Source organism: Eubacterium ramulus, from assembly GCF_045002895.1.
Lineage (GTDB): Bacteria > Bacillota > Clostridia > Lachnospirales > Lachnospiraceae > Eubacterium_I > Eubacterium_I ramulus.
This window is the reverse complement of the sequence record NZ_CP173382.1, coordinates 626,376-639,839: the sequence shown is the minus strand read 5'-3', so window position 1 is coordinate 639,839 and position 13,464 is coordinate 626,376. Positions and strand designations below refer to the sequence as shown.

The following is a 13,464-nucleotide window of genomic DNA, read 5'->3' as shown; positions in this document are numbered from 1 at the left end:
TCGGTATGTATGAATTATAGCATTGTTTTTCCGAAATTGCAATATGCAATGCAATATTTATTTTTGACATTTCGTAACGCTTGACAAAAAGATGTGAAAAGGATATACTTACATCACAGGAATTGCATAATGCAATTTATAAGGAGGTGATTATATGACGCAAAGAAAAATTGCATTATCCATCGAAGAAGCTGCCGACTATACGGGAATCGGCAGAAACACCTTAAGACAGCTTGTAGAATGGAAGAAACTTCCGGTATTAAAGGTTGGTCGTAAAGTCCTGATTAAAACCGATATTCTGGAAATGTTTATGGAAGCGAATGAAGGTCGTGATTTGAGGGATAGAGGAAATGTAAAAGCCGTAACAAGAACTGCGGCAAATTAAAAAGGCGGCTTCCCAAGAAACCGCCAAAGGTTCTATCAGACCGAAGCCATGATATACCTACACGCAAGAAGATTATACCATGTGCTTCTTCTGATACGCAACCAAGAACTTATGTTTGTGAAGGAAAGGAGAATGTAAGAATGGCAAAATCAACAAAAAGTTATGAAGCACGAATGCTTGAAATGGAAAAGAAAGAGCAGGAAAGCCTTGAAAAGGCGAAACGATATGCGGCACAGAAGAAAGAACTTCTGAAGCGAAAGAAAGCCGAAGAAAGTAAAAAACGAACCCATAGGCTCTGTCAGATTGGCGGTGCGGTGGAATCCGTTCTCGGTGCGCCTATTGAGGAAGAAGACATCCCAAAGCTGATTGGTTTTCTGAAAAGGCAGGAAGCCAACGGGAAATTTTTCTCAAAGGCAATGCAGAAAGAAGTCAATACCGATATGGAGGAAGTGTAATGGCGGAGGGGATGAGTTTTTCATTCCCTTCATTGCTTTTTCATGAAGGGCGCACTTATGGACAACCAGAGGTCGTCCCAATAAGTTTGCCACAAGTGGCAACCGGTCTGCGTTCACGCTTGCCGGGCTCGTTCCGTCGGCGGGGCTTTCAGCCAGACCTGCTCATGCCGCAGGAGGCACTCTTCGCCAGAGAGGCGCATTCCATGCAGGCTGCTATGCGCAGGGCACTCTTACGCAGAGGGCGTTCCGGCAATGCTGCTTTTCCTAAAACCGAAAGCAATGTTGCCGGAAATCTATGCCGGATGTGCAGAAAGGAGGAATCCAGACATGGCGATTTTTCATTACACAGTCAAAATAGTCGGACGAAGTAAAGGGAAATCTGTTATCTCCGCTTCCGCATATCTCAATGGGGATGTGATGAAAAACGAGGAAACCGGGAGAATCAGTTATTACACTTCTAAAAAAGAAGTGGTCTACACTCGGCTGATGATGTGTGAAAACGCACCTCCTGAATGGCAGATAGTACCAGAAGAAAATATAAAACGCTTTCAAAAATCTGTCCGATACAAAAGATCAGAAGATAAAGAAGCTGCTTTAGAAAAATTTAAAATCACATTTCAGAAACAAAGGTTATGGAATGAGGTATTGAAGATTGAAAAAAATGCAGATGCCCAACTTGGCAGGTTATTTGAATTTGCCCTTCCCAAAGAATGGAACAGACAGGAACAAATTCAATATACAACTGACTATATTCAAAAAACTTTTGTAGATAGAGGAATGTGTGCTGATTGGAGTATCCACGATAAAGGGGATGGCAACCCCCATGTCCATCTGCTTCTGACTATGCGTCCTTTTAACCCGGATCATTCTTGGGGAAAGAAAGAAGTCAAGGATTGGGATTTTCTCAGAGATAAAAACGGAAATATCGTGATTGATGAATCCCATCCGAACTGGTGGCAGGATAAGAAAAACCCTGACCGTCATGGAATCCGTATCCCTGTATTAGACGAAAACGGAATTCAGAAGATGGGTGCAAGAAACCGCCTGCAATGGAAACGGGTGCTGACCGATGCTACCGGATGGAACAATCCAAAAAATTGTGAACTGTGGCGGAGTGAATGGGCAAAGGTGTGTAATGAACATCTTCCTTTGCATAATCAGGTCGATCACCGTTCTTATGAAAAACAGGGAAAACTCCAGATTCCTACCATCCATGAAGGCGCTGACGCAAGAAAGATTGAACAAAAGTTTCTTGCCGGGCAGGAAATAAAAGGTTCGTGGAAAGTAGCGGAAAATCAAATCATAAAACAACAAAACACGTTATTGCAAAAGATACTGGACACCTTTGGAAAAGTATCGGGTGCATTATCATTATGGAAGGAGCGATTAAATGACATTAGAAGAAAGCCGGGAAATTATACCCTTAATGGAATCCATGATTGGGCAAATCGAAGAACAGCAGACCTTAATGGCAGAAATGATTCTGGAAATGCAGAACCGGGACACCCAACTCTCTCTTATGCAGGAACAGAATCAGAAATTGCAAAAATTAAACAGCGAGTTATCCGAGCTGCTCAACATTTTGCCAAATACCGAGGAACTGCTTTCCAAGATGGAAGAACAGAAAACGAAGATAGAACTTTTGGAAAACGAAAATCAGCAATGGCAGAAATTGGTACAGAAACTGAACAGCGAAAACAGTTTATTACTGAAACAGAACACCGAATTGCTGAACTGGAACAGCAGATAGAGAAAGGACGTGATATAGATGAACGAATCCAGAGAATCAAAGAACGCCGAACAGTTGGAAGAACTTCTCCTCTTGACCGAGGAGATACAAGAAGAACTGGAACAGAAAGACCAGCTTATCGTGGAACTAAAGACGCAGCTCAACGAATCTCTGACCTTGAACGAGAAATTAAACAAAGAGAACAGAGCCGGGAATATTCAAGCATTAAAGAACGACTTGAAGCTAGCAGACAGAGCATTGCGGAACGAGAAAGAGAAGCTGCGAAGCGCAAACGTCACGATAGGGGAATGTCAAGATAAAATACGATGCTTAACACAACAACGGGATTATGCCCGGACACATCAGAAAATCGTAGAGATACCGGTAGAAAAGCCGGTACTCTATGAAAAATGTGAAGCCTGTGACCGGACAGACTATCAGAATGCAAAAGCAAAATACGAAACACAAAAAGAGCGACTTGCAGGACAATATAAAGCAAAAACGGTAATGTTCCAAACAACCTTGTTCCTTCTTGCATGGTATTCGCTGACAACCACTCTTTTTCAGGCAGTACAGTCAGATGTGCTCCTTTCCGATTGCAAATCATTCTTCCATGATGCAGCGTCATTCATACAAACTTTTATCGGTTGGACGATTGAGGTCGGGCAATCTGTGGCACAGATTAGCACAAAAATTCCAAATCCTTTTATAGCCGGAATGGTATATTGGATATTGCTAATATTGATTGTAGGAATATGTGTGGCAGGAACAGGGATACTGGCGATACTGATAGAAATAAAGGTTATAGAATTATATAGGGAAAAGTGTTGGGATGTCATTACTCTACTGATGATACTGACAAGTGCTGCTGTCATCATTTATTTTGGAGAAGCAATCAAAAAAGCACTGTCAGTAAATCTTCTATTGCTTTTTGTACTTTTGCAGGGCGCATATGTTGGACTTAGGTGTTATTTAGAATCGTACCTTGAGAAAAGAAACTATTAAGCATTTTTTACAAAGCTATGTACAAAATCATTCTAAAATTCCCATTCAATAATACGATTGAGAAAACCTCTCTGATACAGTATAATAAAGTGTCAGGGAGGTATCTCTATGAAGGAAAAAATACTAATCATTGAAGATGATTTTACGATACAAACACAGCTTAAAACTCTTTTGTCTGGGAATGGATATGAAGTATTTGCAGTTACGGATTTTTCCAAAACAATAGAGCAGTTAAAAGAAGCTGCGCCACATCTGGTTATTCTGGATATAAAACTTCCGGGGAATAACGGTTTTGAAATATGCTCGGGGATTCGCACCTTTTCAGATATTCCGATTGTATTTGTAACAAGCAGCAATACAGATATGGACGAACTGAACAGCATTATGCTGGGTGGAGATGCGTTTATCACAAAGCCTTATAATCCCGCTATTCTTCTTGCTAAAATTGCTGCATTGTTAAAGAAAGCCTACCGTTCCCCTCAAACAGAAATTTATATGTGGAGAGAAGCTACCCTGCATTTGGAGAGTAGCATGATAGAGTACAAAGGACAGAAAGCAGAATTGACAAAGAATGAATTGAAAATCCTCTACTACCTTTTTAAGAACTCCGGAAAAATCTGTTCCAGAAATGATATTGTGGATTTTCTTTGGGACAATCAGCTTTATGTTGATGATAACGCCCTAAGTGTCAATATTACCCGTATTCGCGACAAACTGGCAGCAATCGGACTTGTAGATTTCATTAAAACAAAACACAGGCAAGGATATACATTATGAGTGGAAAACAATATTTGAAAAATCAACTCCCCGTTATTTTAATCAATCTGCTGGGTATGCTTGTCCTTGCTTTGTTCCTGATTGCAAGCGATAATCCTATCCAAACAGTCCTGTTTATTTTTGCAGTCTGGTCGATTGTCCTTGTTTTATCTTTGCTGGCATTTTATTTCTCACGAAAAAAATATCTGAATAAATTGCTCAATATGACGGAGCAATTAGAAGAACGATATTTATTGCCGGAAATCATGCAAGTGCCGGAAAGGGCTGATGAACAGGTTTTTTACCAGATTATGAAAATGGCTGAAAAATCTATGTTGGAACGGATTGGCGAAGTACAGAGGGAACGCAGGGAATATAAAGAATACATTGAACAATGGATACACGAAGTAAAAACACCAATTACAGCGATGAAGCTGCTGTGTGAGAATAACCGTTCTCCCTTTTCCAGAGAGGTATTGGCAGAGTTAGAGAATATCAACCAATATACAGAACAGGCACTTTACTATGCCCGGAGTGAACACGCTGAAAAAGACTATTCTGTCCGTGAAGTCAATTTATGCGATGTTGTGCATAGTGCAATCGCAGATAATAAGTATCTTTTGCGTCAAAGCAATATGTCAATTCAGATAGACGATATAGAAACAAAAGTTTATACCGATGAAAAATGGGTGCGGTTCATCTTAAATCAGATTATCGGTAATGCAATCAAATACCATGCAGAGCAGCCTATTTTGCACTTTGGGGCAACAAAAACGAATGACAAGATTGTGCTATCTATCAGCGATAATGGGATAGGTATTCCTAAAAGTGATTTACCCCGTATTTTTGAAAAAGGATTTACAGGTCAGAATGGGCGAACCGGGAAAAATTCTACTGGAATTGGCTTATATCTTTGCAAGCGTCTATGTGATAAACTGGGAATAGGGCTTACTGCTTATTCCGAAAACAGAGGAACAACGATTTCACTTATCTTTCAAATGAATGATTTTATTATCGGAGTGCAGGGCTGACAGGTTCTGCACTTCTTACATTTTTGTAAGAACTGTGTAAGAAAACTTGATACAAAAAATGAGATACTCCATTTACAATAAAGATATGGAACAGTTAAGGAGGTTTATCAGATGAATACGATTTTGAAACTGGAACATATCCAGAAATATTATGGCAATGAAGGGAATATTACCAAAGCCATTAAAGACATTAGCTTTTCTGTGGAAGCTGGGGAATTTCTCGGAATTATGGGTGCGTCCGGTTCTGGAAAGACAACGCTGCTCAACTGTATTTCTACGATTGATACCGTAAGTGCAGGGCATATTTTTTTAGATGGAACAGATATAACGGAAATCAAACCAAAATCCCTTGCCCGTTTTCGCAGGGAGAATTTAGGGTTTATATTTCAAGACTTCAATTTGCTGGACACATTGACGATTTCAGAAAATATTGCACTGGCATTAGCAATCAACAAAGTCCCTGCCGGGAGCGTAGAATCCCGCATTTTGGATATAGCCGGAAAGCTGAATATCAGCGATATTCTAAACAAATATCCTTATCAGGTATCCGGCGGACAAAAACAGCGTTGTGCTTGTGCAAGAGCAATTATCAACAACCCGAAGCTCTTACTGGCAGATGAGCCGACAGGGGCATTAGACAGCCATTCCTCACAAATGTTGCTGTCTACCATTCAAAGTATCAATGAACAGCTTAGGGCGACAATTCTTATGGTAACTCATGACGCTTTTACCGCCAGCTATGCCAACCGTATTCTTTTTTTGAAAGACGGAGAAATCTTTATGGAACTGCGCAAGGGCAACGACAGCAGAAGTGCTTTTTTTGATAAAATTCTGAATGTCCTTACCATGATCGGAGGGGGACAAAGCCATGTATGCTAAACTTGTTTTCAGAAATGCAAAACGGTCTGTAAAAGACTATCTGGTCTACATTGTCACAATGACAATCTGTGTTACCTTGTTTTATGCGTTCTTGTCTATTTCCAGTAGTTATTATAGCCCGGATATAGGCAGCGAGTATGATTTTACTCTGTTAAGTGACGGAATGAAAATTGCAATCTGCATGATAACATTGCTGTTGTTATTTTTGATACGGTTCGTCAATCATTATATGCTAAGACGGAAGCAAAAAGAGTTTGCTGTCCAGTCCATTATGGGAATGGAACAAAAAACTATTGGCAGGATTTTCTTTGCAGAAACACTGATTATGGGTATGTTTTCCATTTTGATTGGTATTTTTTGCGGTGTATTTTGCTCTCAATTCATTACCGCAATGCTCCTTACTGCTTATGGAGAGCCTTATGAAATCTCATGGACATTGTTCCCGGACACCGTTTTGCTGACAGTGATATTTTTTGTGGTAAGTTTTTTTGTGGTAGGAGTTTTCAATACACGCACAATCAAAAAAACAAAAATTATTGATATGCTTTCCGCAGAGAAAGAAAATGAGCCAGAATTGAAAAAGAGCCGATTCATTCCTGTCGTAGTAATTCTGTTTTTAATGTTTACTTTATGGGAATTGTTTTCAGGAATACAAAATGTCCGATTTTATTATGACTCCCGCTTTGTTTTCCCGGTGAAAATCATGTATTGGGGAAATATTTTGCTCCCTGTTGTTACATTAGGCTGGGCGGCATTATGGATGTTGAAAAAGAAAAAAATTGCTTTTCAAAAGTTGATTGATGGGCTGCTTATTTGTTCTGTATTGCACGCCTTTTTAGCAGCAAGCGTACCTGCTCTTACCAATCAATACTATTTGCCTTTACATGGTGGAATACTGAATCAATATCTGGTATTTGTATTGATTGATTTGCTCTTCTTTATTTGTGCATTGATTTATCTTGCCAGCAGCTTGATTGTAGCATGGAAAGTAAAATCGCCGGAACATAGATACAAGGGAGAAAACCTGTTCTTTTTCGGGCAAATTATATCAAAACTAAATACAACCAGCAAAACAATGACGCTGATTTGTATAACCCTTGTCCTTGCAATCTTCATGTTTATTGCCGCCCCTATTTTGACGGGCTGGGCTTCAGGTTATTTGGATATGCGCTCTATGTATGATGTGCAGGTATATTCAAGATATAATGACGTATATGAAGAAGAAAATCTGCCGCAAGACAGTTATGAAATCATTACTGAGTTTCTGACAGAACACAAAATAGATACAGTTTATGATTGCACGTTCAATCTATATCTGCCAGAGAAAGACGATTTTCACAACAGACAGAAATATGATTTTCCGATTGTAGCAATTTCTTTGAGTGATTATAACACTATACGGGAAATGCTGGGTTACGAACAGATTTCTCTGGAGGAAGATGAATTTACAACACAATGGAAAGCAATCGCCACCGAGGAAGAACGGGATAGCTTTTTGAAAGAACACACCAGCATTATGACAGACGCAGGAGAATTGACTCTTTCCGGGCAGTCCTATTATGAGGATCCGATTGGAGAAACAGCGTACAATTCCTATACAAATGTATTGTATGTACTTCCAGACAATATTTGTGAAAAGCTGTTGCCAGTAATAAAAAACCGATATATTACAACAACGGAAAATATCTCCTATGAAAATGCAAGGAAACTGGAAAAACTTTTTACAGAGAAATATCCCGAGCAGGCAGAAACCGGGGCTATTTATGGCGTGCGTTTTAGCACACTGCAAATCAATAGTTCCATAGCAAATAACTTTATTTTACAGACTGCAATGATTTATGGTGCTGTCGTACTGATGGTTATATGTCTTACCGTACTTTCTTTGCAACAACTCTTAGACGCAGGACAATATAAATATCGCTTCTCTGTACTCCGAAAATTGGGGGCGGAAGAAAAGCATATCGGAAAACTTATCTTGCAACAATTAAGTGTTTGGTTTGGGCTTCCAATTATCACAGCAATCATTGTAGCTGCTGTTGTAATAGCTTACTTTATCCAAACCATATCAGCAGAAATTTCAGCCTATATTGGGTTTAGTACATTGATGTTACAAATAGGGGCAACAATGGGGATTTTGGTAATTTTATTGATTTGTTACTTCATAAGTACATGGATTATTTTTAGGCGCTCTGTTAATCCATAGAAAATATGTAATTATTGCATTTCGCACATTCTTTAAAGAGGGATAGCACTCTTAATGAACACTATCCCTCTTTCACTTAATAAAGTTCTAATGAATCTTCTGCATCCACCCACATCTGTAAATTGCCCTCAAGATATAATCTTGCATATTCCAAAGGCTCATCCACAGCTAATGAAGTAAGTGCACATTCTGATCCATATGTGGTTTTTAAATCTTTTTCAGCTTCCCAGCAGTCAATGCGAAGCATATATCCAGCACTTGTGTAAACATCAATACTATCGTGATTTATGTTGTATTCTGCATAAATTGTTCTCATCGTATCTTATCTCCATTTTCTTTTGATAATCAGTTATAGAGTTAAATATCGAAAACATTTCAATCAGTTCACCATGTCGTTATTGTTATATGTTATACTGTGTTATGAAATTTTCTTTCCCTTAATTTTTCCCATATTAAGGTTCATGAAAGCTAATGGGAGAATGTAACACAAGGGAAAGAGTAAGGGGAAGTACACTTGCTACAAACTTAGTATTTTCAAGGGTTTGCGAAGAATTTGATAATCAAATATAACAGTTATTAAATTTCCTAAAATATGTGAAATATCAACTGGAATTTGACTTGCCTATTTTCTTAAAATCTCATGTGAAGCTTCTATTTCATTTGCCAAGGTATGCTCTGTTAATTCTGACATCAATTTCAATTTTTTATTAATCAATGGTCGCATACAATTAGGAACATGTTCCTGATGCGCTCTGTGGATTGCTACACATTCCTTACAGTTTCCGTGATAACGACAGGCTTTCAGGCAAGGACAGTGATCTTTGTCTTTATATTCCTTACGAAATTCCGCTGCAAATTCTTCTTGCAGTCTCAGCCCCTCGACACGGTTTCCCTTATGAAATTCTACCATTGCATCCAGTTCTTTCTGGTTCCCTTCAATCTTCATGTTATTATAGCGCCTCCATTTCAACTATTCCTCATTTTCTGACAAATTCCGAGTTGTCTCTATCTTTATCTTTTAATTATACACAGGATTTGAATCTTTTTCTACTTATCTATAATCAAAAAATCCTCTCGAAAAATCCTCTTCCTTGTATTATAAAACCGCTTTCATAAAGTTTTTCTTCTTTTTCAGAATACCTGCGTATCACTACGAATATTCCGACTGTCAAAATCACTCCAAATACGATTCCTGCCAGAATTCCATTCGTCCCCATTCCATAACTCTCATTCAGATAATAAGATGGCAGGAAAGAAAGGATTGTTCCCACAACCGATGGCGGTATAAATCTTAGAAAATTCTTATAGCATAGGCACTTTACCATTTCCTTGTCTATCATTCCCAACATTCGCAAACTACAAACGACCCTGCTATTTTCTTCCTTCTCTGCCTGGATACGTGAATGAATTAGCAGAAACTCAGCCATTATCATAAGCCCTATCACAAATGCCATCAAAAATAATAAAAATTGTCCTGATTTCTTTGCATCCTGGTATTTCTCCACTTTCGAAGACAATTCATAATATGTCTGCTCATCTTCATTCAACTGATTGCTTTCCTGCAGATATTCTTTTACTTCACATACTCCCGCATAAGAATCTTCCCAATTCTGAAACTGAAACAAGTTTGCGATACCAGCACTACCTGTTATATCTGCACTTAATTTTTCGAAATCAGAATCGTTGATGATCAGTGTTTTATCTGCAAAGGTCGGATTTTGATTAAACAGTATCTTTACATCTGTTCCAACAGACTGCAGCTTTCTGTCCCCGGAAATCGTTACAGTAGATACTGGCTGTATGTTATGTTCATACCCATCTTCCAGATTGTATTGAAACAAATTCAAAAACTCGCCTTCCTGAATCTGATAATCACATCCAAAATCCCGGTTTATTTCTGTCACAGGAAGATAATTAAAAACATCATCTCTGATATAGGGAAGCTGAATGACCTGTTCTACAGTAACACCATTTTTCTCCAATATATGAAGGACATCCTGTACTGAAACCTGATTCATTCCATAGATTTCTGAGTACACCATGTCATAGGGAGAATAACTTTTTGCATCCTGTAAAAAAGCCGGATATAAAGTCACACATACCCCCATAAGCATAACAGATACCGCTATTATGAGAGAGGCTAAAACATACCTACATCCCCATTCTTTCTTGTGTCTGCGGACAAATGACCATTCCACCAGATGAAACCTCATGTGGTTGGGGGCAAGTCTGCATAGGAACGTACCGATCTTTCCTGTTTTTTCTGCCCGATATTGTGCTTTTAGCAGGGTTCCGATTTTATCCAGCATAAGTCTCCCGGCATTCAGGATAAAGGCAACTGCCACCACTACTGTATATAGAACTGCTGTAAGCTTATATGCTTCCGGGCAAAACTGCCATTGCACTCCGTGAACATCTATTGCATAAATGATAACGGAAAAAAATAAAAATGACAGCACAGTTCCTGCCGCAAGTGCTATTGCTAATGCCAGCACGGATATGATCACATTTTCAAAAAGTAAGTTTCTAAACGCTTCCTTCCGGCTCATGCCAAGAGAAAACATCACGCCGTATTCCTGTTTTCTTGATGCCAGAAATGCCTGACACGAAACAGGAAGAAAAAAAACCAGAAACACTGCAGACAGAAAAAATGGAAGATAAATGTTATTGGATATTGATGAATTTACAATCGACGCATTCATAAACGTCCTGTTTGTGGAAATAACTGCAAAACAACAGAATAATGCCGTTGCAGATAAATTGCATAGAAAGTACAATCGATATTTGTAAAAACCAGCTTTCAGCATCTTTCGGGAAATATCAAAAAAGGTCATCTTTTCCACCTCCCAAACCGCACAGCGTTTTCCATATATCTTCTCTGAAATTATCGGCAGTGTTCTCTTTCTTTACTTCTTTTGCCAGATTCCCATCCTGTAGAAAAAGTACCCGGTCACAAAAGGATGCCGTATAAGCATCATGTGTCACAAGCAGAAAGCTGATGCCAGACCGTTGATTCATCTGTTTCATACATCGCATCACATCCCCGGTGGTCTTTCGGTCAAGGCTTCCTGTTGGCTCATCTCCAAAAATAATATCCGGTTCATTGATTAGCGCCCTGCCAATCGCAACTCTCTGTTTCTGACCTCCCGATATTTCCGTAATTCCTTTGTCAGCTAATTTTTCAATGCCGAGCACATCCGCTATTCTTGAAAAACGCTCTTGCTGGATGTCTGCTTCTTTTCGTTCAAGAATAAGTGGTAACAATATATTTTCTTTTACCGTCAAACTCTCCAAAAGCTGGAAATCCTGAAAAATCATTCCCATATGCTTTCTGCGGAAAAATGCCTTCTCTTCTTCCGTAAGCTGTGAAAACGTTTCTCCTCCTATTACGATTTCTCCATCGTCCGGTGTGTCAACCCCGGTCAGCACATGGAGCAGAGTAGTCTTTCCACTGCCGGATGGTCCCATAATAGCAGCCATTTCTCCTTTCATAACTTGCAGATTCACATTCTGCAAAATCCGCATAGTTTCTCCTGCAGTTTTATAACTTTTTGAAATATGATTTGCATTTAATACATACATCGAAGTTCCTCCTGATAATAAATTTTAAATTTGATTATCAGAAGTATTTAATCATCCATCCGAACCGATAGACTGCAAAGGGTAACTCCCGGTCTGAAAGAAAACTCACCTTGTCCGAGGTCTTTAAAGCCATCATATACCCAGAGCACCATTATTTCTATTCCACCGAAACATATACACTCATAGAAATGCAAACATATACTTTCGCTTATATCGTTTTCACTATTTGACTTTTCCAAGCATTCCATCTGATGTATGACTATACTTTCCAAATCCCCTTCTGCATAATATCCACTCCAGAGTCGGAAATTTAGCGACAAAAGTAAAATCAGCATGATGGAACTTAAAACCATAATAGCAGCAATTCTCTGTTTTTTTACTGAAATCATATGAATCAAACCCTATACTTCTGCTTTATCATCTGGAATTTATTTTAATAAATATTTTTCAAATGCTTTGTGCGTGTCAAAGTGAACCTCTTTGAAAAATAAAACGAGCCAAATAATAAAAGCCGGAATAGCCATATATGGTGTTAAAAAATAAGACAACCCTGCTCCTACTAACATTATGCCAGCCCATGTAAAACACTGATTTTTTATATCACGAGAAATATGAGCTTTATCATACAATGCCTGTTCTTCTTTCGGTAATGAATTAAATCCCGAAACAAATTTAGCCGCTTTTTCTTTAAATATTGCAAATAACACTCCTATAATCACAAATGGAATAACCAAAACTCCACATAGCCAAAACCCTATATTCATAGTATATTTCTCCTTCACAAATCCCGATTTTCTTGATTCTGCAAACTTTATCGTCTTGTTCCATTCTTATCAAAATTCTTTTTTAATGCTATTTCTGTTGGGAGAATAGACCCAATTAAAGAAATAAGTTGAACACCACAAATAATTCCTCCCATACTCCCAACACAATCTTCACTTTTTCCAATTACTAAAAGCATGAATATTACTGTTATTGGCAACATAACCATTCCACAGACATACCAGACTTTACCGCAATATTTATGAGCAAATTCCCATGTATCTTTATTCTTCATAGACATCGAAGTCCGATATCCGAATACTGAATTTATTTCCTTTGGAGCCTTTTTCATAAAATATTTTCCAAAACCAATCATCGTAAATGGAAGAAGCAAATCCATAATCAACATAAAAATCCAAAACTCCATTGTAAATCTCCTTTACTATAACTTCCGCTTTGTATTTCCGTTTTTATTCTTTTTTGTGAAATTCTTTCAAATTTAATTCACGTTTCAATTCTTCCTTTGACGGCAGATAGGTGAAATATTTCGATGCAAATATCTGATGATTATCTTCAGGAAGCGTATATTTTACAATAGAATCTCCCTTATCTGCACAAAGTACAATCCCAATAGGCTGCGTGTCTCCTTCATTCATCATTTATACGCATCAAGACAC

Annotated in this window: 17 protein-coding genes; 9 read left to right on the top strand and 8 right to left on the bottom strand. The window is 38.4% G+C overall.

The genetic code is table 11. The annotated features are described in order from the left end of the window. The first annotated feature begins 154 nt into the window (after positions 1-154). The 9 genes from ACIRUQ_RS02910 to ACIRUQ_RS02870 all read left to right on the top strand — a co-directional run bounded on the left by ACIRUQ_RS02910 (position 155) and on the right by ACIRUQ_RS02870 (position 8,443). Positions 155-385 (top strand): helix-turn-helix domain-containing protein, encoded by a 231-nt coding sequence (locus ACIRUQ_RS02910; protein ID WP_004843519.1) that lies wholly within the window; start codon positions 155-157, stop codon positions 383-385. A 140-nt stretch (positions 386-525) separates the two neighbouring features. Continuing rightward, complete coding sequence (locus tag ACIRUQ_RS02905; protein WP_006859613.1) at positions 526-840, top strand: hypothetical protein; 315 nt, start codon at positions 526-528, stop codon at positions 838-840. Next, on the top strand, positions 840-1,211 hold the full coding sequence (locus tag ACIRUQ_RS02900; RefSeq protein ID WP_015529843.1) for a hypothetical protein: 372 nt from the start codon (positions 840-842) through the stop codon (positions 1,209-1,211). The genes ACIRUQ_RS02905 and ACIRUQ_RS02900 overlap by 1 nt, the downstream gene beginning before the upstream one ends. After that, positions 1,168-2,889, top strand: coding sequence for a MobA/MobL family protein (locus ACIRUQ_RS02895; RefSeq protein WP_055289267.1), 1,722 nt, complete (start codon positions 1,168-1,170; stop codon positions 2,887-2,889). The genes ACIRUQ_RS02900 and ACIRUQ_RS02895 overlap by 44 nt, the downstream gene beginning before the upstream one ends. Beyond that, on the top strand, positions 2,828-3,574 hold the full coding sequence (locus ACIRUQ_RS02890) for a DUF6040 family protein (RefSeq protein ID WP_006858470.1): 747 nt from the start codon (positions 2,828-2,830) through the stop codon (positions 3,572-3,574). The genes ACIRUQ_RS02895 and ACIRUQ_RS02890 overlap by 62 nt, the downstream gene beginning before the upstream one ends. A 108-nt stretch (positions 3,575-3,682) precedes the next feature. Further along, entirely contained in the window at positions 3,683-4,351 is a 669-nt protein-coding gene (locus ACIRUQ_RS02885) for a response regulator transcription factor (RefSeq protein ID WP_006858428.1), read from the top strand. Continuing rightward, positions 4,348-5,361: a HAMP domain-containing sensor histidine kinase gene (locus ACIRUQ_RS02880; RefSeq protein WP_006858429.1), complete on the top strand. Its 1,014-nt coding sequence runs from the start codon at positions 4,348-4,350 to the stop codon at positions 5,359-5,361. Before ACIRUQ_RS02885 ends, ACIRUQ_RS02880 begins: the two co-directional genes overlap by 4 nt. Before the next feature lie 111 nt (positions 5,362-5,472). Next, positions 5,473-6,240: an ABC transporter ATP-binding protein gene (locus ACIRUQ_RS02875; protein ID WP_006858430.1), complete on the top strand. Its 768-nt coding sequence runs from the start codon at positions 5,473-5,475 to the stop codon at positions 6,238-6,240. Further along, the gene (locus ACIRUQ_RS02870) at positions 6,230-8,443 is read left to right on the top strand and encodes an FtsX-like permease family protein (RefSeq protein ID WP_006858431.1); all 2,214 of its coding nucleotides are present in this window, start codon (positions 6,230-6,232) and stop codon (positions 8,441-8,443) included. Before ACIRUQ_RS02875 ends, ACIRUQ_RS02870 begins: the two co-directional genes overlap by 11 nt. A gap of 76 nt (positions 8,444-8,519) precedes the next feature. On the opposite strand, the gene ACIRUQ_RS02865 is transcribed toward ACIRUQ_RS02870, so the two are convergent. From ACIRUQ_RS02865 to ACIRUQ_RS02830, 8 genes are all read right to left on the bottom strand, one after another. After that, positions 8,520-8,759: a DUF6061 family protein gene (locus tag ACIRUQ_RS02865; RefSeq protein WP_006858432.1), complete on the bottom strand. Its 240-nt coding sequence runs from the start codon at positions 8,757-8,759 to the stop codon at positions 8,520-8,522. Positions 8,760-9,065: 306 nt separating this feature from the next. Beyond that, positions 9,066-9,389 (bottom strand): hypothetical protein, encoded by a 324-nt coding sequence (locus ACIRUQ_RS02860; protein WP_055290862.1) that lies wholly within the window; start codon positions 9,387-9,389, stop codon positions 9,066-9,068. Positions 9,390-9,504: 115 nt separating this feature from the next. Beyond that, on the bottom strand, positions 9,505-11,277 hold the full coding sequence (locus ACIRUQ_RS02855) for an FtsX-like permease family protein (protein WP_055290860.1): 1,773 nt from the start codon (positions 11,275-11,277) through the stop codon (positions 9,505-9,507). Continuing rightward, the gene (locus ACIRUQ_RS02850; RefSeq protein WP_055290858.1) at positions 11,264-12,025 is read right to left on the bottom strand and encodes an ABC transporter ATP-binding protein; all 762 of its coding nucleotides are present in this window, start codon (positions 12,023-12,025) and stop codon (positions 11,264-11,266) included. Before ACIRUQ_RS02850 ends, ACIRUQ_RS02855 begins: the two co-directional genes overlap by 14 nt. 47 nt (positions 12,026-12,072) lie before the next feature. Then, positions 12,073-12,414: a hypothetical protein gene (locus ACIRUQ_RS02845; protein WP_055290856.1), complete on the bottom strand. Its 342-nt coding sequence runs from the start codon at positions 12,412-12,414 to the stop codon at positions 12,073-12,075. Between the two features lie 39 nt (positions 12,415-12,453). After that, a complete protein-coding gene (locus ACIRUQ_RS02840) occupies positions 12,454-12,789 on the bottom strand; it encodes a DUF3784 domain-containing protein (protein WP_055290854.1) in 336 nt (111 codons plus the stop codon). Positions 12,790-12,836: 47 nt separating this feature from the next. Then, entirely contained in the window at positions 12,837-13,214 is a 378-nt protein-coding gene (locus tag ACIRUQ_RS02835; RefSeq protein ID WP_055290852.1) for an SdpI family protein, read from the bottom strand. A gap of 43 nt (positions 13,215-13,257) precedes the next feature. Then, entirely contained in the window at positions 13,258-13,446 is a 189-nt protein-coding gene (locus tag ACIRUQ_RS02830) for a PDDEXK nuclease domain-containing protein (protein WP_055290849.1), read from the bottom strand. Positions 13,447-13,464 lie beyond the last annotated feature (18 nt).

Bases quoted from the DNA above. Each gene is read 5' to 3' on its own strand.
- ACIRUQ_RS02910 (WP_004843519.1), top strand. From the start codon at position 155: ATGACGCAAAGAAAAATTGCATTATCCATCGAAGAAGCTGCCGACTAT.
- ACIRUQ_RS02905 (WP_006859613.1), top strand. From the start codon at position 526: ATGGCAAAATCAACAAAAAGTTATGAAGCACGAATGCTTGAAATGGAA.
- ACIRUQ_RS02900 (WP_015529843.1), top strand. From the start codon at position 840: ATGGCGGAGGGGATGAGTTTTTCATTCCCTTCATTGCTTTTTCATGAA.
- ACIRUQ_RS02895 (WP_055289267.1), top strand. From the start codon at position 1,168: ATGGCGATTTTTCATTACACAGTCAAAATAGTCGGACGAAGTAAAGGG.
- ACIRUQ_RS02885 (WP_006858428.1), top strand. From the start codon at position 3,683: ATGAAGGAAAAAATACTAATCATTGAAGATGATTTTACGATACAAACA.
- ACIRUQ_RS02880 (WP_006858429.1), top strand. From the start codon at position 4,348: ATGAGTGGAAAACAATATTTGAAAAATCAACTCCCCGTTATTTTAATC.
- ACIRUQ_RS02875 (WP_006858430.1), top strand. From the start codon at position 5,473: ATGAATACGATTTTGAAACTGGAACATATCCAGAAATATTATGGCAAT.
- ACIRUQ_RS02870 (WP_006858431.1), top strand. From the start codon at position 6,230: ATGTATGCTAAACTTGTTTTCAGAAATGCAAAACGGTCTGTAAAAGAC.
- ACIRUQ_RS02865 (WP_006858432.1), bottom strand. From the start codon at position 8,759: ATGAGAACAATTTATGCAGAATACAACATAAATCACGATAGTATTGAT.
- ACIRUQ_RS02860 (WP_055290862.1), bottom strand. From the start codon at position 9,389: ATGAAGATTGAAGGGAACCAGAAAGAACTGGATGCAATGGTAGAATTT.
- ACIRUQ_RS02855 (WP_055290860.1), bottom strand. From the start codon at position 11,277: ATGACCTTTTTTGATATTTCCCGAAAGATGCTGAAAGCTGGTTTTTAC.
- ACIRUQ_RS02850 (WP_055290858.1), bottom strand. From the start codon at position 12,025: ATGTATGTATTAAATGCAAATCATATTTCAAAAAGTTATAAAACTGCA.
- ACIRUQ_RS02845 (WP_055290856.1), bottom strand. From the start codon at position 12,414: ATGATTTCAGTAAAAAAACAGAGAATTGCTGCTATTATGGTTTTAAGT.
- ACIRUQ_RS02840 (WP_055290854.1), bottom strand. From the start codon at position 12,789: ATGAATATAGGGTTTTGGCTATGTGGAGTTTTGGTTATTCCATTTGTG.
- ACIRUQ_RS02835 (WP_055290852.1), bottom strand. From the start codon at position 13,214: ATGGAGTTTTGGATTTTTATGTTGATTATGGATTTGCTTCTTCCATTT.
- ACIRUQ_RS02830 (WP_055290849.1), bottom strand. From the start codon at position 13,446: ATGATGAATGAAGGAGACACGCAGCCTATTGGGATTGTACTTTGTGCA.